This window comes from Paracoccus ferrooxidans, from assembly GCF_029909815.1.
GTDB classification, from domain to species: Bacteria; Pseudomonadota; Alphaproteobacteria; order Rhodobacterales; family Rhodobacteraceae; genus Paracoccus; species Paracoccus versutus.
Window position 1 is genome coordinate 1,957,639 of record NZ_CP038198.1, and the last position, 19,210, is coordinate 1,976,848.

Consider the following 19,210-nt stretch of genomic DNA (forward strand, 5'->3'; position numbering starts at 1 on the left):
TTTGCGGAAAATCGCGCGATTGTCAGAGGAAAAACAGCCATGACCGCAGCCAGACTCATCGAATTGTGGCGGGGCGGGATGCGCGAAAGCACCCATCTGGGCCATGTGGTGATCGCGGATGCGAACGGCATCGTCGAGGCCTGGGGCAATCCGGGGGCGGTGATCTATCCGCGCTCGTCCTGCAAGATGATCCAGGCGCTGCCGCTGGTCGAAAGCGGCGCGGCCGACCAGGCGGGGCTGGGTAGCGAGCATCTGGCGCTGGCCTGCGCCAGCCACAGCGGCGGGCGCCTCCATACCGAGCGGGTCGCGGCCTGGCTGTCGGGCCTGGGGCTTGATGACAGCGACCTGCGCTGCGGCGCGCATCTGCCGGCCGACCCGGCCGAGCGCAAGCGGCTGGTCTGCTCGGACGAGAGCCCCTGCCAGGTCCACAACAACTGCTCTGGCAAGCATGCCGGCTTCCTGACGCTCAAGCGGCACATGAACGCGGGGCCGGAATATGTCGAGATCGACCACCCCGTGCAGCGCGCCGTGCGCCGCGCCTTCGAGGAGGTGACGGGCGAGGTCGCCACCGGCTGGGGCATCGACGGTTGCTCGGCGCCGAATTTCGCCTGCACGGTCGAGGGGCTGGCCCATGCCATGGCCGGATTTGCGCAACCGGCGGCCGGCAAGCGCGGCCAAGCGCAGCGGCGCCTGGTCGAGGCGATGCTGGCCCATCCCGAACTGGTCGCCGGCGAGGGGCGGGCCTGCACCGAGTTGATGCGCGCCATGGACGGCCGTGCCGCGGTCAAGACCGGGGCCGAGGCGGTCTTCGTCGGCATCGTCCCCGAACGCGGGCTGGGGGTCGCGCTGAAGATCGCGGATGGCGGCACCCGCGGCGCCGAGGCTGCGATCACCGCGCTGATGGTGCATCTGGGCCTGCTGGAGGAAGCCCACCCGGTGGTGCAGAAATACCTGACTGCGCCCTTGCGCAACTGGCGCGGGTTGGCGACGGGCGAATTGCGCCGGGCGGAAGGGTTCCCGAGCTGATCCGGCCGCGGCTCCGGCGCGCAGCCTTCCCGAGCAGATCGGGGGCTTTGCCCCCGCGCGTTCCGCGCTCCCCCAGGATATTTCGACACGGAAGAAGCCAGGCGCCGGGCATTGCCTTTTTCCGAGGCCTTTTTCCGGGTTTCTTCCGTGGGCAAATATCCTGCGGGGGAAGCCCGTCGGGCTTGCCCGGCGGGCGTGGGGGCGCAAAGCCCCCATCCTTCAAAGAAGCTGCCAGACCAGCCGCAGCGCCAGCAGGGTCGAGGTCGCGACCAGCAGCGGCTTGATGACCCGCGCGCCGATCCGCATCGCCAGCCTTGCGCCCAGCAGGGCGCCGGCGATCTGCGCCACCGCCATGACGGCGCCGACCAGCCAGAGCGGCTTTCCTACCGCCGCAAAGGCGACCAGCCCGCCCAGGTTCGAGGCGAAGTTCAGCAGTTTCGTATGCGCCGTCGCCTTGAGGATGCCGTAGCCCGCCAGCATGACGAAGCCCAGCATGAAGAACGATCCCGTGCCTGGCCCGACCAGCCCGTCATAGAAGGCGACGAGGGGCACGACCGAGGCGGTGAAGGTGGCTGGGGTGATGCGGCGCATGCGGTCGGTATCGTCCAGTCCCGGCCTGAGGGCGAAGAAGGCGGCGATGCCGATCAGCACCACCGGCAGGCCGTAGCGCAGCGCCTGCGCCGGGATCCAGCTTACCAGCAGCGCGCCGCAGAGCCCCGCCGCGAAGGCGACCGCTGCCGCCCCGCTTTGCCCGCGCAGGTCCACGAGCCCGCTGCGGGCATAGGAGATCGCCGCCGTCGCCGCGCCGAAGACGCCCTGCACCTTGTTCGTCGCCAGCGCCTGCGCCGGGGGCAGGCCGGCCAGCATCAGGGCGGGGACGGTGATCAGCCCGCCTCCGCCGGCGATGGCATCGACGAAGCCGGCGGCGAAGGCGGCGCCGGCCAGCAGCAGCACGAGATCGAGGGAAAGTTCGAACATGCCGCCCCTTTGGGATGCCGCACGGGAAATGTAAAGCCGGCTCGGGCGGCGCGGCGGGATGCGCATTGGGGCATGCAGAAGCCGTTTGTGCCGGCGGCTTGAGTATTCGGGAAACGGTGAAGCCGCTCAGGCGCGGGGATGGGCGGCGCGATAGACGGCCAGCAGGTGGGCGTCGTCCACGCCGGTATAGACCTGGGTCGTGGACAGGCTGGCATGGCCCAGCAGTTCCTGGATCGTGCGCAGGTCGCCCCCCGCCGCCAGCAGATGCGTGGCGAAGGAATGGCGCAGCGCATGCGGCGTCGCCGTCGGCGGCAGGCCCAGCACCTGGCGCGCCTGGCGCATCGCGGCCGCGACCAGCGTCGGGTTGAGCCGGCCGCCGCGGGCGCCGCGGAAGAGCGGTTCCTTGGCTTGCAGCGAATAGGGGCAGAGCCGCAGGTACTCGGCGATGGCCTCGCGCGCGATGGGCAGGACCGGCACCTGTCTTTCGCGCCCGCCCTTGCCGCGGATGGTCAGCGCCTCGCGCAGGGGCCAGTCGGTGCCGTTCAGTCCCAGCGCCTCGGAGATGCGCAGCCCGCAGCCCCAGAGCAGCGTCAGCACCGCCGCGTCGCGGGCGGCGATCCAGGCCTCGGGATGGGCGCCGGCGGTGATCTTCAGCACGTCCTGCGCCTGTTGGGGCGCCAGCGGGCGGGGCAGCGAGCGGGTGTATTTCGGGCTGCGCGAGGCCAGCGCCCTGGAGGCGTCGAAGCCGTGCCGGTCGGCCATCCAGCGGATGAAGCTGCGCGTGGCCGAGAGCCTTCGCGCCAGCGAGCGGGCCGAAAGGCCGCGGCCGCGCTCGGCGGCGGCGAAGGCGCGCATGTCGGTCTGCGTCAGCCCGGCCAGCGTCGCCGGCAGCGCGGGTGTGCCGTGATAGCCGCCGAGGAACGAGAGGAAGGCCAGCAGGTCCGCCTGATAGGCGCGGATCGTGTGGTCCGAACGGTCGCGCGTCGCGCGCTCGCTGTCGAGCCAGCGCGCGAGGTTGTCGGCCATGGCCGGGGCCAGCGCCAAAGGCTCGGCCCCGCCGGTCATTTCCTGAGCCAGGAGATCAGCGCCAGCCGGAACGCCTGGCCGAAGAAGCGCAGCAGATCCGTGCCCTGGGCCGGGTTGAAGCGCCCGACATCGGCCGAGCCCATCAGCAGCAGCGCCGGGAAGCGGCCGGGGCCGAGGTCGATGGGCAGAAGCGCCTCGGACCGGATCGGCGCGCGGGCGTCGCCATGGAAGGGCAGGGTCTCGCGCACGACGCCGCGCAGCACGATGTCGTCGCCGCGCGGCATCCGCCGCCCGCCCGAGATCAGCCGCGCCACCGTGCCGGCGGGGGCGATCACCAGCGGGCTGCCGTCCTCTGGCTCGGGCACCTCGCCGCCCGATTCCATCACCAGCCGCAGGGTTTCCACCCGCAGGATCGGCGCGACGGCGATGTCGAGGTTTTCCAGGAACTCCTCGAAATCCGTCGGCTCCAGCAGCGACAGCACGGCGCGGTGGATGGTGTTCATCCCCGACTGGTTGTCATAGGCGGCCGAGATCACCGATTCATGCGCCGCCTCGAGCCGGTCGAGCCGCGCCTCCAGCGCCTGCATGGCGCGGCCGCGGATGTCGATGACGTTCTCGCCCACCTCGGCCTCGCGCGCGCCGATCAGCGCGCGCATCAGGTCGCGGTCGGAGAGGATCAGCTCGGGCTGCGCCAGCAGCCGGGCGCGGATGTCCTCGGTCAGTTCGGCCGCAGTCTGCTCGGTCATCAGACGATCTTCTGCCCGGTCTTGGCCCAGTCGGCGTTGAACTGTTCCAGGCCCCGGTCGGTCAGCACGTGATTCGCCATCGCCTTGATGACGGCGGGCGGCGCGGTGATCACGTCGGCGCCGATGCGGGCGGCGTCGGTGATGTGGTTCACCGAGCGGATCGAGGCGGCCAGGATTTCGGTCTGGAAGTCGTAATTGTCATAGATCTCGCGGATCTGGGCGATCAGTTCCATGCCGTCGAAGTTGATGTCGTCGAGTCGGCCGATGAAGGGGCTGATGAAGGTGGCGCCGGCCTTGGCGGCCAGGATCGCCTGCGCGGCGCTGAAGCACAGCGTCACGTTGACCTTGTGGCCCTGCGAGGACAGTGCCTTGCAGGCTTTCAGCCCGTCCCAGGTCAGCGGCACCTTGACGGTGATGTTCGGGGCGATCTTCACCAGGTGCTCGCCCTCGCGGATCATGTCCTCGGCCTTGGCGGCGACGACCTCGGCGCTGACCGGACCCTCGACGATGTCGCAGATCTCCTTGGTGACTTCCAGGATGTCGCGGCCCGATTTCAGGATCAGCGACGGGTTGGTGGTGACGCCGTCCACCATGCCAAGGTCGTTCAGCTCGCGGATGGCGGCGACGTCGGCGGTATCGACAAAGAATTTCATGCGGGGAAGCCCTTCTTGCGGTTTTGCCGTGGGTTTAGCGCATAACAGCCCGCGCGTGAAGTCCGGGCCGCGCGGCTTGCGGGGCAGAGGTCTTGCATGCCACTATCCCCGCCGCATGCAACCGGAGAATGACTTGGAAGCCTTTCAGCCCGATCTCGTCGCCCTGTTGCCGGCCCTGGCCGCCGGACCGTTGCTGGTGGGCAACTGGCCGCTGCTGCTGCTGATCGGCTGGGCCTTGCTGCCGGTCTGAGATGTCCCCGCCGCTTTTCTATCCCCATGGCGCGCGCATCGCGGTGCTGACGCAAGAGGTGGTAGGGGTCCTGGACTATCTCGCGCCCGAGGGCGGCGTGCGGCTGGGCCAGCTGGTGGTGGTGCCGCTGGGTCCGCGCCGGGTGATGGGTGCGGTCTGGGGACCGGGTGTCGGCGATTTCGATGCGGCGCGGCTGCGGCCGGTGGCGCGGCTGGTCGATGCGCCGCCGCTGGCGCCGGGGATGATCGAGTTCCTGACCCGCATGGGCGAATACACGCTGACGCCGCTGCCCTCGCTGTTGCGCATGGCGACGCGGGCGCCGGACCTGGACCAGCCGCCCTCGGCCCGGCGCATCATCCATCGCGCCGGGCCGGTGCCCGCGCGCATGACCGATGCCCGCGCCGCCGTGCTGCGGGTGATCGAGGATCACGGCGGCGCCGGCTTTGCGCCCGGCGAGCTGGCGCAGCTGGCCGGGGTCAGTCCGGGCGTGGTGCAGGGGCTGGTCAAGGCCGGCACGCTGGCCGAGGTGCTGGCGCCGCGCGACACCCCCTATCCGCAGCTGGACCCCGCCTTGCCGGGCAAGCCGCTGGCCGCCGACCAGGCCGAGGCGGCCGAGGCCCTGCGCGACGCCTTGCGCAGCCGCGCCTATGGCACCACGCTGCTGCGCGGCGTCACCGGCTCGGGCAAGACCGAGGTCTATCTGGAAGCCGTGGCGGAATGCCTGCGGCAGGGCCGGCAGGCGCTGGTGCTGCTGCCCGAGATCGCGCTTTCGGCCGAGTTCCTGGACCGGGTCGAGGCGCGTTTCGGCGCCCGGCCCGGCGAATGGCATTCCGGCATCACCCGCAGCGAGCGGCGGCGGCTCTGGACCATGGCGGCGCAGAACCATGTCGGGCTGGTGGTCGGCGCGCGCTCGGCGCTGTTCCTGCCCTTTGCCGACCTGGGCCTGATCGTCGTCGATGAGGAACACGATTCCAGCTACAAGCAGGAGGATGTCGTCTATTACAGCGCCCGCGACATGGCGGTGCTGCGCGCCAGCGTCGAGCAGGCGCAGGTGGTGCTGGCTTCGGCCACGCCCTCGGTCGAAAGCTGGGTGAATGCGGCCACCGGCAAATATCGCCGCCTGGACCTGCGCGCCCGCTACGGCACGGCGGACCTGCCCGAGATGGGCACCATCGACCTGCGCCAGCAAGAGATGGAAAAGGGCCGCTGGATCAGCCCGCGCCTGGCCGCCGAGATCGCGGCGCGCCGCGACAGGGGCGAGCAGTCGCTCTTGTTCCTGAACCGGCGCGGCTATGCGCCGATCACCGCCTGCCGCGCCTGCGGCCAGCAGATCGGCTGCGACCATTGCGACGCCCGCATGGTCGAGCATCGCTTCCAGAACCGCCTGGTCTGCCACCAATGCGGGGCGACCAAGCCGATCCCGGTGGCCTGCCCCAGCTGCGGGGTCGAGGGCAAGATGACCGCCATCGGGCCGGGGGTGGAACGGCTGGCCGAGGAAGTGGCCGAGCGCTTCCCCGAGGCGCGGTCGACGGTGCTGTCCTCGGACCTGTTCCATTCGGCGCGGGCCTTGAAGGAGGCGATCGCCGAGATCGGCGCAGGTGGCACCGACATCATCATCGGCACGCAGATCGTCGCCAAGGGCCACAACTTCCCGCGCCTGACGCTGGTCGGCGTGATCGACGCCGACCTGGGCCTGCAAGGCGCCGACCTGCGCGCGGCCGAGCGCAGCTTCCAGCTGATGCGGCAGGTCGCCGGCCGCGCCGGGCGCGAGGGCGGCGATGCGCGGGGGCTGGCGCTGTTGCAGACCTACCAGCCCGACCACCCGGTGATCCGCGCCATCCTGTCGGGCGAGGACGAGGCGTTCTGGGATGCCGAGGCGGCGGCGCGCCAGGCGGCGGGGATGCCGCCCTTCGGCCGGCTGGCGGGGATCATCCTGTCGCATCCCGACCAGCCCGTGGTCGAGGATTACGCCCGCGAGCTGGCCCGCCGCGCCGAGCCCCTGCGCGCCATCGGCGCCGAGCTTTTCGGTCCCGCGCCCGCGCCCATCGCCCGCATCCGCGCGCGCTACCGGGTGCGGATGCTGATCCGGGCGCCGCGGCAGGCACCCTTGCAAGGCGCGATCTCGCAATGGCTGGGCCTGGCGCCGAAGCCGCCCACAAACCTGCGGCTGGCGGTGGACATCGACCCGCAAAGCTTTCTGTAAGCGCAAGCCGCGCCCCGGCCCTGCGGCGGCTCGCATGACCGGCGCAAGCGGCTGGCCGACAAAGCGCCCGCCCGCATCTTCTTCGTATGGCTGAGTCTGGCGCGGAAGCCGCCAGCCAATCTGCGGCTGGCGGTGGACATCGACCCGCAAAGCTTTCTGCAAGCGCAAGCCGCGCCCCGGCCCTGCGGCGGCTCGCATGACCAGCGCAAGCGGCTGGCCGATGCAGCGCCCCGCCCGCATCTTCTTCGTATGGCTGGGTCTGGCGCCGAAGCACCCAGCCAATCTGCGGCTGGCGGTGGACATCGATCCGCAAAGCTTTCTGTAAGCGCAAGCCGCGCCCCGGCCCTGCGGCGGTTTCGCATGACCAGAGCAAGCGGCTGGCCGATGCAGCGCCCGCCCGCATCTTCTTCGCATGGCTGGGTCTGGCGCCGAAGCACCCAGCCAATCTGCGGCTGGCGGTGGACATCGATCCGCAAAGCTTTCTGCAAGCGCAAGCCGCGCCCCGGCCCTGCGGCGGCTCGCATGACCGGCGCAAGCGGCTGGCCGATGCAGCGCCCGGCCCGCATCTTCTTCGTTCTGCAAATACTCCCCGCGAGCTTTCCTGCAGCGCCGAGATCGCGGATCGGGGCCCGGCCGCGAAAGACCGGCGAGCCTGCATGATCTCCGGCTCCAGATGGGCCGGACCGGGCGGGCGCGGGGTCGTACCGATCGCGGCATGAAAAATCCCCAGGGACCGTTGGTCCCTGGGGCTGCAATCGTTACCACTACCGAACCCCTGGGCAAGCGTCGCCGGGCGCCGCCCAGGGGTTTAGTCCGGTTACGACCGCAGATCGAAGCGGTCGGCCTCCATCACCTTCACCCAGGCGGCGATGAAATCGGCGACGAACTTGCCGCCGTTGTCGTCCTGGGCATAGACCTCGGCATAGGAGCGCAGGATCGAGTTCGAGCCAAACACCAGATCCAGCCGCGTCGCCGTCCATTTCACCACGCCGGTCTTGCGGTCGCGGATCTCGTAGTGGTCGCCGGCCTTGGCCCAGGTATTGGCCATGTCGGTCAGGTTCACGAAGAAATCCGTGGTCAGCGCGCCTTCGCGGTCGGTGAAGACGCCGTGGCGGGTGCCGCCGTGATTGGTGCCCATGGCCCGCATGCCGCCGACCAGGACCACCATCTCGGGTGCGGTCAGCCCCATCAGCTGGGTGCGGTCCAGCATCAGCTCTTCGGGGGCGACGATATAGTCCTTTTTCAGCCAGTTGCGATAGCCGTCGTGGATCGGCTCCAGCACCGCGAAGCTGTCGGCATCGGTCATCGCATCCGTGGCGTCGCCGCGGCCGGGCGAGAAGGGCACCTCGACCTCATAGCCCGCCGCCTTGGCCGCCAGTTCCACGCCGACATTGCCGGCCAGGACGATGGTGTCGGCGAGGCTGGCGCCGAACTCGGCCGCCAGCGGCTCCAGCACCGCCAGCACACGGGCCAGCCGGTCGGGTTCGTTGCCTTCCCAGTCCTTTTGCGGGGCCAGGCGGATGCGCGCGCCATTGGCGCCGCCGCGATTGTCCGAGCCGCGGAAGGTGCGCGCCGAGTCCCAGGCGGTCGCCACCATCTCGGCCACCGTCAGCCCGCTTTCGGCGATGCGCGCCTTCAGGCCCGCGATGTTCCATTCGCGGTTGCCGGCGGGCACCGGATCCTGCCAGATCAGGTCTTCGGTCGGCGCCTCGGGGCCGATATAGCGCACCTTCGGCCCCATGTCGCGATGGGTCAGCTTGAACCAGGCCCGCGCGAAGACTTCCGAGAAATAGTCCGGGTCGTTGTAGAAGCGCAGCGAGATCTCGCGATAGATCGGGTCCATCTTCATCGCCATGTCGGCATCCGTCATGATCGGGTTGTAGCGGATCGAGGGATCCTCGACATCGACCGGCTTGTCTTCTTCCTTGATGTTGACCGGCTCCCACTGCCAGGCGCCGGCGGGGGATTTCCGCAGCTCCCAGTCATAGGTGAAGAGCAGGTAGAAGAAGCCGTTGTCCCATTGGGTCGGATGGGTGGTCCAGGCGCCCTCGATGCCCGAGGTCATGGTATAACGGCCCTTGCCCGACTTGTTGGAATTGGCCCAGCCCAGGCCCTGTTCGCAGACATCGGCCGCTTCCGGGTCGGCGCCCAGCAGTTCGGCCTTGCCGTTGCCGTGGCATTTGCCGACGGTGTGGCCGCCCGCGGTCAGCGCCACGGTTTCTTCGTCGTTCATCGCCATGCGGGCGAAGGTCTCGCGCACCTGGGCTGCGGTCTTCAGCGGATCGGGGTTGCCGTTCACGCCCTCGGGGTTGACGTAGATCAGGCCCATCTGCACCGCGGCCAGCGGGTTTTCCATGGTCGTGGGGTCGTTCACGTCGCCGTAACGCTCGTCCGAGGGCGCCAGCCATTCCTTTTCCGCACCCCAGTAGGTGTCCTTCTCGGGGTGCCAGATGTCGTCGCGGCCAAAGGCGAAGCCATAGGTCTTGAGGCCCATGTTCTCATAGGCCACGGTGCCGGCCAGGATGATCAGATCGGCCCAGCTCAGCCGGTTGCCGTATTTCTTCTTGATCGGCCACAGCAGCCGGCGCGCCTTGTCCAGGCTGACGTTGTCGGGCCACGAGTTGATCGGGGCGAAGCGCTGGTTGCCGGTGCCGCCGCCGCCGCGGCCGTCGGCGATGCGATAGGTGCCGGCGGCGTGCCAGGACATGCGGATGAAGAGCCCGCCGTAATGGCCCCAGTCGGCCGGCCACCAGTCCTGGCTGTCGGTCATCAGCGCATGCAGGTCGCGCTTGACCGCGTCGAAGTCGAGATTGCGCACCTCGTTGCGATAGTCGAAGTCCTGGAGCGGGTTGGTCTTGCGGTCATGCTGGTGCAGGATGTCCAGGTTCAGCGCATTCGGCCACCAGTCCATGTTCGAGGTTCCCATGGCGGTGTTGCCGCCATGCATGACGGGGCATTTGCCCGCCGAGGGAATATCGTTGCCGTCCATGCTAGCTCTCCTTTGCTGGGCCGCGCCGCGGGGCGGCGCTGGTAGACCGGTGCGGATCGCGGCCGTCTTGTGGCTGCGACGGATGGCTCTTTCGAATCTACGCACCTTCTGGAGACAGGTTCTAGCAGCTTCAGAAATTGTTGGAATTTATAAATTTTAATAGTTTTAATAACTTTTTATTATGTAGGGTGCCGCAGTTTCGCGCCCCCTTGCGCCGGCCGGGCGCAGGGGGCCGCCTTTCCGGTGAAAAGGGTCAGTCGCGCGGCCGGGCGCGGTCCATCAGGCTGCGGATCCAGCGCCCCGAGGCCCAGCCCGCCGGCACGCCCAGAAGCAGCGCGGCGCCGGCGGCCTTGGCGGGTGCCAGCACCGGCAGGCCCAGCCAGCTTGTCAGCAGCGACAGCATGAACAGGTTGATCCAGACCGCCGCCGCCGCGAAGGGATAGAACAGCAGCGCCAGTTTCCAGGCCGGCCAGCCGTCAGTGGCTGGTTCCGTCCTCGAAGGTGATCTTGTTCCAGACATTGTATTTCCCCGAAGGCTTGCGCATCGGCAGCCGTTTCACCTCGTCCAGCGTCCCGGCATCATAGACCACGACCGCGCCCTCGTCCTCCCACAACGAGACCAGGACATGGCTGCCGTCGCGGGTGAATTCGCTATGGGCGAAGGTCTGGCCGGGAAAGGGCGCCAGCGTCTTGACGATTTCCAGCGTCTCCTTGTCGATGACATGCATCTCGTCCTTGTGCGGGCCGAAGAAGACGTCCGCCCAGACATAGGGGCTGGCGGCATGGCCGCGCAGGAAGAAGCCGGGGCCGTCGGTCTTGATCTGCTTGACCAGGCTCCAGTCCTGCATGTCGATGACCGAGATCACCCCCTCGCCCAGATGCGGGGTGGCCATGACGCGGCGGCCCCCCCGTTCCCACGTGATGCCCGAGCCCAGGTGCGGCATCCCCGGCAAGGGCAGTTCCGCCACCTTGTGCCCGTCGTCCAGGTCGATCGCCACGCCCTTGTCGCCCGCCCGGTTGGCGCCGATCAGCTGGCGGTAGTCGGGCGAGAAGAAGAAATCGTCCAGCGGCTCGTCGATCGGGATGCGGCGGATGGCCAGGTCGGCGGTCGCCACCTCCCAGATCTCGGGTGCGTCCTTCAGCGCCAGCACGAAGCTGCGGCGCTGCGGCGCCTGGTAGACGGCGCTGACCCGGCTGGGGGTGCCGCCGACCTCGGTCTCGATCAGCCGCAACGGGTTCAGGTCGGCGTCCAGGATGGTCAGGCTTTCGGGCAGGTAGTTTGCGACCGCGATGCGCTGGCCGTCCGGGCTGATGGCGATGTTGCGGCTGTTCAGCGCGGCGCGGATGCGGCCGACCTCGGCCAGCGACCAGATGTCGTATTTTTGCACCCAGCCGTCGCGCGACATGATGTAGACGAAGCGCCCGTCGGGGCTGAACTTCGGCCCGCCATGCACGGCGAAGGGGGTGGCGAAGCGGTCCAGGACCTCGAACGTGTCGCCGTCCAGCACGCTGACGTGATGGTCGCCGGTTTCCACCACCAGGGTGATGTTCAGCGGATCGGCGGCAAAGACCGGCTTGTCCGCGGGGTGGTAGTCGGCATTCATCTCGCGGCTGGCGGCGATCTGCTCGGCGCTCCAGTCCGGGCGGTGGTCCAACGGTGCGGTGACGTAGTCCACCAGCGCGGTGATGGCTTCCGGCGAAAGCCGGTCGGCAAAGCCCTCCATCTGGGTCGAGACCCGGCCCTGGGCGATCACCGCGTCGATGCCCTTCACCCGCCCCAGCGTCTCGGGGATCAGCGCCGGGCCGGTGCCGCCCAGCCGGTCCTCGCCATGGCAGGCGGCGCAATGTTCGGCGTAATCGGCGGCCGGGTCGGCCTGCGCCATCAGCGGCAGGGCAAGCAGCAGGCTAAAGGAAACGATGGGCCGGATCATGGCTTTTTCCCCGGAAAGGCGTGACGGCAAGGCGGCCCTGGTCGGCGCCCTCGGCGCCGATCTCGGAGCCCGAGAGATAGCAGGCCGGATCCTCGGCCCATGGATCGCCGGTCAGTTGCAGCGCGCGGATGCGGGTATTGCCGCCGCAGACCGCCTGATAGGCGCAGGCGCCGCAGCGCCCCTTCAGCGGCCGCGGCCGGGTGCGCAGCGTGGCCAGGATCGGGTCGTCCCCGGTCCAGATCGCGGAAAACGGCCGTTCCTTGACCGAGCCCAGCGTATAGTCCGACCAATAGGTATCGGGATGGACGCGGCCCTGCGGGTCGATGTTGCCGACCCCGAGCCCCGAGGAATTGCCGCCCCAGGCTTCCAGATGCGCGCGCAGATGCGCGACGGCGGCGGGTGCAAAGCGCGTCTCGGCCCAACGCAGGAAATAGACCGCATCGGCGTCGTTGTTGCCGGTGACGACCTCCAGCGGCTCGCCCCGCTCGACCGCCTGCCAGGCGCGGGCGATCAGCAGGTCCATGGCGCGGCGGGTGCGGGCATGTTCGGTATCCTCGCCCCGGTGCTTGTCGCCGCGCCCGGCATAGACCAGATGCGACAGGTAGAACTTGTCCACGCCCTCGTCGCGGCACAGGTCCAGCATGGCGGGCAGGTGATGGGCATTGCCCTCGGTGATGGTGAAGCGCAGGCCCACCTTGACGCCCTGCGCCTTGCAGGCGCGCACGCCGGCCAGCGCCTGGTCGAAGGCGCCCTCGACGCCGCGGAACCAGTCGTTCACCGCGCCGATCCCGTCCAGCGAGATGCCGACATAGTCGAAGCCCAGCCCGGCCAGCCGGTCCACGTTCTGCGCATTGATCTTGGTGCCGTTGGTGGACAGCGACAGGTGGCGGAAATCCAGCCGCCGCGCCTCGGCCGCCAGTTCCCAGAAGTCGAAGCGCGACATCGGCTCGCCCCCCGACAGGATCAGCGCCGGGATGCGGAAATCCGACAGATCCCGCAGCACCGCCATGGCCTGGTCATGCGAAAGCTCGCCCGGAAACGGCCGGTCGGCCGAGACGGTATAGCAATGGCGGCATTTCAGGTTGCAGCTGCGCGTCAGGTTCCAGATCACCACCGGGCGGACCGCATCCGGCCGGCTGCGGCGGCGCGGCGGCGAGGGGTCCAGAAGCTGCTGCATGTATTGGGTCAGGCGGAACATGGTTTGCCTTTCTTAGCCGTCCTTCAGGCGCAGGCCGGTCTTTTTCAGGATCCGGGTGGAATAGAGGATGTCGTCGGCCCGGCAGGCGGCGCCCAGCAGCGCGCGGACCTGGGCGCGCTTTTGCTCGACCTCGGCGCGGCTCTGGCCGTGCAGCATGGCGAACAGGTTGTAGCGCCAGACCGGCGCGCGCGGCCGCAGGTAGCAATGCGTCACGAAATCCAGCGCGCCCACCTTTTCGCCAAGGCCGGCCGCCTGCGCGTCCTCGACGTCCCAGACGCTCATGCCGTTCGCGGTCATTCCCAGCGCGTAGTGGTTGGGCGCGATGGCGATGCGGCGGATCACGCCGCGCGCATGCAGGATCGACAGCCTAGTGATGACCTGCGTCTCGGTGAGGCCCAGGTCGGCGGCGATCCGGGCGTAGGGCGCCTCGACCAGCGGCAGCCCGGCTTGCGTCGCGGCGATCAGCCGGCGGTCGGTATCGTCCAGGACCGTCATGCCGCCACCCGAAAGCCGATGAAAAACTCCTGCAGCTTGGGAAAGCGCCAGACGGTCAGCCCGGTCTCGGCCTCGATCTGCCCGGCGGTCTCGGCGATGGCTTCGGGCGTGGCGGTGGCCAGCACGAACCACATGTTCAGCGCATGGTCGCGGGCATAGTTATGCGCCACCTCGGGATGGGCGTTGACCAGATCGGCGATGCGGTCGAAATCCGCCTGCGGCGCGGAAAGCGCGCAAAGGCAGAAGGCCCCGCCCATCGCCGCGGCGTCGTAGAACGGGCCGAAGCGGGTGATGGCGCCGATCGCGCGCAGGCGTTCGAGCCGTTCGATCAGTTCGGCGCCGGTCAGGCCAAGCGCCGCGCCGGCATCGTCGAAGGGGCGGGGGGTCAGCGGAAACCCCTCTTGCAGGCTGTTCAGGATGGCGCGGTCGGTATCGTCCAGCGCCTCGGGGGGCAGGGTCTGGCGGCTCATGCGGCAACCTCGGCGATGACGGCGCCCCGCTGGCGAAAGCAGCGGGTCGAGAACAGGATGCGATGCGGCACGCCTTGCAGTTCGGGCAGGGCACGGGCCTGGACCAGCACCTCCATCGCCTCGGCGCGCGAGCGGGCGTGGATCATGCAGAACAGCGGCCAGCTCCACAGCCCCAGCACGCAGCGGCGCTGATAGCACAGCGTCACGCCGGGAACCCCGGCCAGCGCCGTGCCGGCGGCCTCGACCGCGGCTTCGGGCAGGCGCCAGACCACCATGGCGTTCTGGGTCCAGCCGAGCGCGCGATGGCGCACGATCACGCCGACGCGGGTCAGGATGCGGGCCTCGGCCAGCGCGCGGATGCGCGAGATCACCTCGGCCTCGCTGCGGTGCAGCGCCTGTCCCAGCGCGACGAAGGGGCGCGGCACCAGCGCCAGCCCGGTGGTCAGCGCCTGCATCAGCGCCTTGTCGCGCGGGCGCAGCGCGGCCAGATCGGCGGGCCGGTCCAGCGCCATGGTGCGGCGCGGGCCGAGCAGCGGAAAGCCCAGGTCGATGTTGAAGGCCCGCACCAGCGGCAGCGACAAGGGCAGCAGCCCCGTCGCCGTCTCGATCCGGGCCAGGCTTTCCTCCAGCGCGGCGGCATCGGGGGCGGTGGCGACGAACCACAGGTTCCAGTCGCTGCCCTCGCGCAGATAGGCGTGGTTGACGCCGGGCTCGGCCCCGACCAGTGCCGCGACCTTGTCGATGCGCCGCACCGGCACGCGCAGCGCGGCGAGCGTCGAGGCGCCGGCGGTGTTCGGCCGGCAGGTGGCGCCGATGCGGGCGATCAGCCCCTCGTCGCGCAGGCGGGTCAGGCGGGCGATCACCTCGGCCTCGCTGGTGTCGAGGCGGTGGGCGATGGCGGCGAAGGGCCGGGTCTCCAGCGGCAGGTCGCGCTGGAAACCGTCCAGCAGGCGCAGGTCCAGATCATCCATGTCATAACCCCGTGCGATGCGCGCGATCGGTGAAGAAGATGCCCGAGGGCGCGCGGGCCTCGATCTCGCCCAGAACCTCGCGGGTGCGGGTGTCGCGGATCTCGACCCGGTTCTCGTCGCGGACCGACAGCCAGACCTCGCGCCCCCGGGGGGCGAATTCCATGTGTAGCACGCCCTTGCCGGGGGTCAGCGTGTCCAGAACCTCGTGGGTCAGCACGTCCACCACCTGCAGCTTGTCATTGTCGGGCGGGGCGAAGTTCACCCAGACCTCGCGCTTGTCGGGGCGGGCCAGGGCAAAGACCGGCTGGCCGGCCAGCTCGGTGCGGCCGATCTCGGCCAGCCCGTCGGCATCGACCCAAAGCAGCTGGTGCAGCCCCACGGCAGGCAGGGCGAAAAGCCCGTCGGCCAGGGTCCAGCCTTGCAGATGCGGCATCTTGTAGACCGGCAGGTCGGGCTGGTCCTTGCCGTAGTCGGGCAGGAAGCGCGTGACCTTGGGCGGGTCTTGCCACAGGTCGACCTGCGTCAGCCCCTTTTCGCCGAAGAGCCCGACGATATAGTGCCGCCCGTCGTCGGTCAGCAGCGCGTCATAGGGGTTGGCGCCGATGCCTTCCAGCGTCGTCACCGCAGGCTGCGCCGGATCGGCGGAATGGTCGAGGATCCAGACCTCGCCCGTGTCCCAGGTAGCCACCACGAAGCGCGAGCCGGGCGCATCGGCGATGCCCACGGTCTTGGAGCCCATCGGCACGTCCGCCACCAGCTCCAGTGTCTCGGCGTCGAAGACCTTGACGCCGCCCGGCTCGTAATTCGCGACCGCGACCAGACGGCCGTCGTCCGAGATGGCGCCGCCGATGGAATTGCCGGCCTGCACCACGCGGCGGACCACCTGCCGGGTCAGGATGTCGACCTTGGTCAGCCCGCCGTCGCGGCCGAAGACATAGGCGAAGCGTTCGTCGGGGGAATAGACCAGGCTCGCGTGGGACAGGTCGCCCAGCCCCTCGATCCGGCCGAGCGCGGCGCGCTCGCTGCGGTCCACGACCAGCAGCGAGCCGGCCTCGCGCTCGACCACCAGGCCCAGGTCGCCGGTGCCGCGCAACTCGTCGGCCAGCGCCGGGCTGGCGATCATCAGGGCGGCCAGGAATGGCTTGAGCATCATTGCGTCTCCGTCGTCAGAAGGTAATCGGCGATCCAGCGCGCCTCGTCCTCGGTCAGCAGCGGGCGCCAGCCGGGCATGGCGGTGCCGGGCATGCCGTCCAGGATCACGCCGCTCAGATCCTCGGCATCGCGCCCGGCCAGCGCCTGGGCGGTGATCGGCCGGCCGAGCCCGCCGGTCAGCCGCAGCCCGTGGCACGAGCCGCAATCCTGCCGCACCAGATGGCGCAGCTGGTCCTGCCGCGCGGCATCGGGCGGGCCCGCCGCAGCGGTCCCGGCCAGCAGCACCAGCAGGAGCGCCAGCCTAGCCATGCGCCACCAGCCGCCATTCCGGGCGGTAAAGCCCCTGCGGCAGGGCGCAATCCTCGGCCATTGCCGCGACATGGCCGACCATGAACAGCACCGGCGCCGGCAGCGGCTCGCGCGCCAGGGCGGCGGCGATGCCCGACAGCGTGGCGCGCAGCCGCCGTTCCTGCGGGGTGCTGGCCTGCGACACGGCCAGCACCGGCAGGTCGGCCGGCATGCCGTGGCGGATCAGCTGGGCCGCGATCTCGGCCATGTTCGCCGCGCCCATGTAGACGGCCAGCGTGGTCTGCGGATCGGCCAGCGAGGCCCAGTCGAGGTCCAGCGCCGCGTCCCGCGCCCGGTGGCCGGTGACATGGCGCAGCCCGGTCGCCAGCCCGCGATGCGTCAGCGGAAAGCGGGCCGAAGCCGCCGCGCCCTGCGCCGCGGTGATGCCGGGCACATAGTCGCAGGGGATGCCGGCGCGGGTCACGGCCTCGAACTCCTCGCCGCCGCGGCCGAAGATGGTCGGATCGCCGCCCTTGAGCCGCGCCACGGCCAGGCCGGACAGGGCCAGCTCGACCAGAAGCGCGTTGATCTCATCCTGCGGCACGGGATGGAAGCCCGCCGCCTTGCCCACCGGGATGCGCCGGACATGGGCGGGGATGCAGGCCATCACCTCGTCCGAGACCAGCCGGTCATGCACCACCACATCCGCCTGCTGCAAAAGCCGCAGCGCCCGCAGCGTCAGCAACTCGGCGTCGCCCGGACCGGCGCCGATCAGATCGACCCTGCCCATCCGTGCCTTGCCCGCTGCCGCATCGTTCAAGTTGCGCGCGGCCATGCCTGGCGCCGCGCCGCCCGTCACCGTCTTGCCGGCCATGTCGAACCCCATTGAAATACTGCCGGGGCGGGGGCGCGAACGCCCCCACCTGGGTTGTGACCGCTCAATAGGTGTCGGTCATGGTGTTGTAGACGTTGAACTTGCCGGTGGGCGTCACCAGCCGCTCGTCCTTGATGACGTGCTTCAGCTCCAGCGTCTTGTCGTCCACCACGACCAGCGCCGATTCCTGGTCCTTGCCGTTCCAGACGCTGAACCAGACCTCGGTGCCGTCCTTGTTGAACTCGCCCTGCACGACGCGGGGCTGGCCCTCGGTGATGCCGGCCCATTCGGCGATGGGCAGGGTGGTGAACTCGGGGTCCGCGCCGTCGCCCGTCATCGCCTTGGTGTCGAAGACCGCGACCGAGCCCGAGATCTCGGCCTCGGGGTTCAGGGTCGCATCGACATAGAGGTATTGCGAATTCGGGTGCGTCTTGATGAACAGCGAGCCGCCCCCCAGCGCCGGGAAGCTGTCCAGGATCTTCCAGGCATTGTCGGGATGGCCCTCGGGATCGGTGCCGATCAGCGCCACCGAATCGTCGCCCATGTGCGAGGTCGCCCAGACCGGCCCGAAGGTCGGGTGGACGAAGTTCGCGCCGCGGCCCGGATGCGGGGTCTGGCCGCCGGTATCCTCGATCGCGACCAGCTTGCCTTCCTTGGTGTCGATCACCACCAGCTTGTTGCGGGCGTTCGCCGCGGTGATGAAGTAGCGGTGCGAGCCGTCCAGGCCGCCGTCGTGCAGGAAGCGCTCGGCGCTGATCTCGGTGGTCTTGAGGTTGTCGAGGTCGGTATAGTCCACCAGCAGGATCTTGCCCGTTTCCTTGACGTTCACGATGAACTCGGGCCGGTAGTGGCTGGCCAGGATCGCGGCGACGCGCGGCTCGGGGTGATATTCCTGCTCGTCATAGGTCATGCCGCGCGTGGACTGGATCTTTCTCGGCTCCAGCGTCTCGCCGTCCATGATGACGTATTGCGGCGGCCAATAGGCCCCGGCGATGGCGTATTTGTCCTCCCAGCCCTCCATCTTCGAGGTCTCGATGGAACGCGCCTCCGAGCCGATCTTGATCTCGGCGACGGTGGTGGGCTCCTTCATCCACAGGTCGATCATGTTGACCTTGCCGTCGCGGCCGATCACGAACAGATAGCGGCCCGAGGCGGACAGCCGGCTGATATGGACCGCATAGCCCGTATCGAGGACCGACTTGATCTCGTAGGTGGCGCCGTCGATCAGCGCGATCTGGCCGGCGTCGCGCAGGGTGACGCTGAACAGGTTTTCCAGATCCCAGTCGTTTTCCTGCTGGGTGGGGCGGTCTTCGGGCGCGACATGCACCTTCCAGGATTCGCGCATCTCCTTCATGCCGAATTCCGGCGGCGCGGCCGGGTCAAGAAGCAGGTAGTTCGCCATCAGGTCGACCTGCTCGGCCGAAAGATCGCCCGAGGTGCCCCAGTTCGGCATCCCCGCGGGCGAGCCGTAGGTGATGAAGCTTTGCAGGTAGTCGAAGCCCAGCTCGCGGGTCAGGTCGGGGGTCAGCGCCTTGCCGGTCGCGCCCTTGCGCAGGACGCCGTGGCAGCCGGCGCAGCGTTCGAAATAGATCTTGTTGGCCTCGTTATACTGGGCATCGGACAGGGCGGGGACGCCCTCGGGGGCGCCCGGCGCCGCGACGTCCTGCTGCGCAAGGTTGTCCAGCGAGGGCTCGTAGCGGTTGTCGGTGCGGGTCTTGTGGTCCTCCAGCGCGGCGGCTGGATCCTTTGGCGGGGCGGCCTGTTCCTGTGCGGAGGCCGCAAGCGGCCCAAGGACAAGGGCCAGGGCTGCCGAGGCCAGAAGGCCGGGTCTGGCGAATGGAGTCCTTTGTCTCATCTGGCTTTCCTATTTGCTGGCGCGCGTTCCCGTCGTTCCTGTGCGGAATTTGCGCGCAAGGCTTTGACCATTGTTAAGGCCGGGCTGCGGCATTCGCGCGATCAG

18 protein-coding genes are annotated in these 19,210 nt (G+C 69.3%); 3 read left to right on the plus strand and 15 right to left on the minus strand.

Annotation, left to right across the window (positions count from 1 at the left end; all coding sequences use genetic code 11):
• Window positions 1-39 precede the first annotated feature (39 nt).
• On the plus strand, window positions 40-1,026 hold the full coding sequence (locus E3U26_RS09845) for an asparaginase (protein ID WP_116223082.1): 987 nt from the start codon (window positions 40-42) through the stop codon (window positions 1,024-1,026).
• Between the two features lie 219 nt (window positions 1,027-1,245).
• Here the strand turns inward: E3U26_RS09845 and E3U26_RS09850 are convergent, their stop codons facing one another.
• The 4 genes from E3U26_RS09850 to fsa all read right to left on the minus strand — a co-directional run bounded on the left by E3U26_RS09850 (window position 1,246) and on the right by fsa (window position 4,429).
• On the minus strand, window positions 1,246-2,004 hold the full coding sequence (locus E3U26_RS09850; protein ID WP_116223081.1) for a TSUP family transporter: 759 nt from the start codon (window positions 2,002-2,004) through the stop codon (window positions 1,246-1,248).
• A gap of 126 nt (window positions 2,005-2,130) precedes the next feature.
• A complete protein-coding gene (locus E3U26_RS09855) occupies window positions 2,131-3,069 on the minus strand; it encodes a tyrosine recombinase XerC (RefSeq protein WP_243783561.1) in 939 nt (312 codons plus the stop codon).
• Window positions 3,066-3,776: a DUF484 family protein gene (locus E3U26_RS09860; protein WP_214273331.1), complete on the minus strand. Its 711-nt coding sequence runs from the start codon at window positions 3,774-3,776 to the stop codon at window positions 3,066-3,068. Before E3U26_RS09860 ends, E3U26_RS09855 begins: the two co-directional genes overlap by 4 nt.
• Window positions 3,776-4,429 carry a fructose-6-phosphate aldolase gene (gene fsa / locus E3U26_RS09865; RefSeq protein WP_036751998.1) on the minus strand — a complete coding sequence of 218 codons (654 nt, stop codon included), beginning with the start codon at window positions 4,427-4,429 and terminating at the stop codon, window positions 3,776-3,778. The genes E3U26_RS09860 and fsa overlap by 1 nt, the downstream gene beginning before the upstream one ends.
• A 251-nt stretch (window positions 4,430-4,680) precedes the next feature.
• Here fsa and E3U26_RS09870 point away from each other — a divergent pair, with 251 nt between their 5' ends.
• The gene (locus tag E3U26_RS09870; protein ID WP_243783562.1) at window positions 4,681-6,882 is read left to right on the plus strand and encodes a primosomal protein N'; all 2,202 of its coding nucleotides are present in this window, start codon (window positions 4,681-4,683) and stop codon (window positions 6,880-6,882) included.
• Between the two features lie 196 nt (window positions 6,883-7,078).
• Complete coding sequence (locus E3U26_RS09875) at window positions 7,079-7,207, plus strand: hypothetical protein (protein WP_276241697.1); 129 nt, start codon at window positions 7,079-7,081, stop codon at window positions 7,205-7,207.
• A 492-nt stretch (window positions 7,208-7,699) separates the two neighbouring features.
• Here the strand turns inward: E3U26_RS09875 and katG are convergent, their stop codons facing one another.
• The 11 genes from katG to E3U26_RS09930 form a co-directional block, all read right to left on the minus strand.
• Window positions 7,700-9,871, minus strand: a complete 2,172-nt coding sequence (gene katG / locus E3U26_RS09880; RefSeq protein ID WP_243783563.1) for a catalase/peroxidase HPI — start codon at window positions 9,869-9,871, stop codon at window positions 7,700-7,702.
• A 253-nt stretch (window positions 9,872-10,124) separates the two neighbouring features.
• Complete coding sequence (locus tag E3U26_RS09885) at window positions 10,125-10,391, minus strand: hypothetical protein (protein ID WP_243783564.1); 267 nt, start codon at window positions 10,389-10,391, stop codon at window positions 10,125-10,127.
• Window positions 10,348-11,802 (minus strand): nitrite reductase, encoded by a 1,455-nt coding sequence (locus E3U26_RS09890; protein ID WP_243783565.1) that lies wholly within the window; start codon window positions 11,800-11,802, stop codon window positions 10,348-10,350. The genes E3U26_RS09885 and E3U26_RS09890 overlap by 44 nt, the downstream gene beginning before the upstream one ends.
• Complete coding sequence (gene nirJ, locus E3U26_RS09895) at window positions 11,777-13,000, minus strand: heme d1 biosynthesis radical SAM protein NirJ (RefSeq protein WP_243783566.1); 1,224 nt, start codon at window positions 12,998-13,000, stop codon at window positions 11,777-11,779. Before nirJ ends, E3U26_RS09890 begins: the two co-directional genes overlap by 26 nt.
• A 12-nt stretch (window positions 13,001-13,012) precedes the next feature.
• Complete coding sequence (ahbB, locus tag E3U26_RS09900) at window positions 13,013-13,495, minus strand: siroheme decarboxylase subunit beta (RefSeq protein ID WP_243783567.1); 483 nt, start codon at window positions 13,493-13,495, stop codon at window positions 13,013-13,015.
• Complete coding sequence (locus E3U26_RS09905) at window positions 13,492-13,965, minus strand: Lrp/AsnC family transcriptional regulator (protein WP_214273327.1); 474 nt, start codon at window positions 13,963-13,965, stop codon at window positions 13,492-13,494. Before E3U26_RS09905 ends, ahbB (E3U26_RS09900) begins: the two co-directional genes overlap by 4 nt.
• Window positions 13,962-14,936 carry a siroheme decarboxylase subunit beta gene (gene ahbB, locus E3U26_RS09910; RefSeq protein WP_243783568.1) on the minus strand — a complete coding sequence of 325 codons (975 nt, stop codon included), beginning with the start codon at window positions 14,934-14,936 and terminating at the stop codon, window positions 13,962-13,964. Before ahbB (E3U26_RS09910) ends, E3U26_RS09905 begins: the two co-directional genes overlap by 4 nt.
• Before the next feature lies 1 nt (window position 14,937).
• The gene (locus E3U26_RS09915; protein ID WP_243783569.1) at window positions 14,938-16,089 is read right to left on the minus strand and encodes a cytochrome D1 domain-containing protein; all 1,152 of its coding nucleotides are present in this window, start codon (window positions 16,087-16,089) and stop codon (window positions 14,938-14,940) included.
• A complete protein-coding gene (locus E3U26_RS09920) occupies window positions 16,086-16,397 on the minus strand; it encodes a c-type cytochrome (protein WP_036751969.1) in 312 nt (103 codons plus the stop codon). Before E3U26_RS09920 ends, E3U26_RS09915 begins: the two co-directional genes overlap by 4 nt.
• On the minus strand, window positions 16,390-17,250 hold the full coding sequence (gene cobA, locus E3U26_RS09925) for a uroporphyrinogen-III C-methyltransferase (protein WP_243783570.1): 861 nt from the start codon (window positions 17,248-17,250) through the stop codon (window positions 16,390-16,392). Before cobA ends, E3U26_RS09920 begins: the two co-directional genes overlap by 8 nt.
• A gap of 64 nt (window positions 17,251-17,314) precedes the next feature.
• Window positions 17,315-19,105, minus strand: a complete 1,791-nt coding sequence (locus tag E3U26_RS09930) for a nitrite reductase (protein WP_243783571.1) — start codon at window positions 19,103-19,105, stop codon at window positions 17,315-17,317.
• Window positions 19,106-19,210 lie beyond the last annotated feature (105 nt).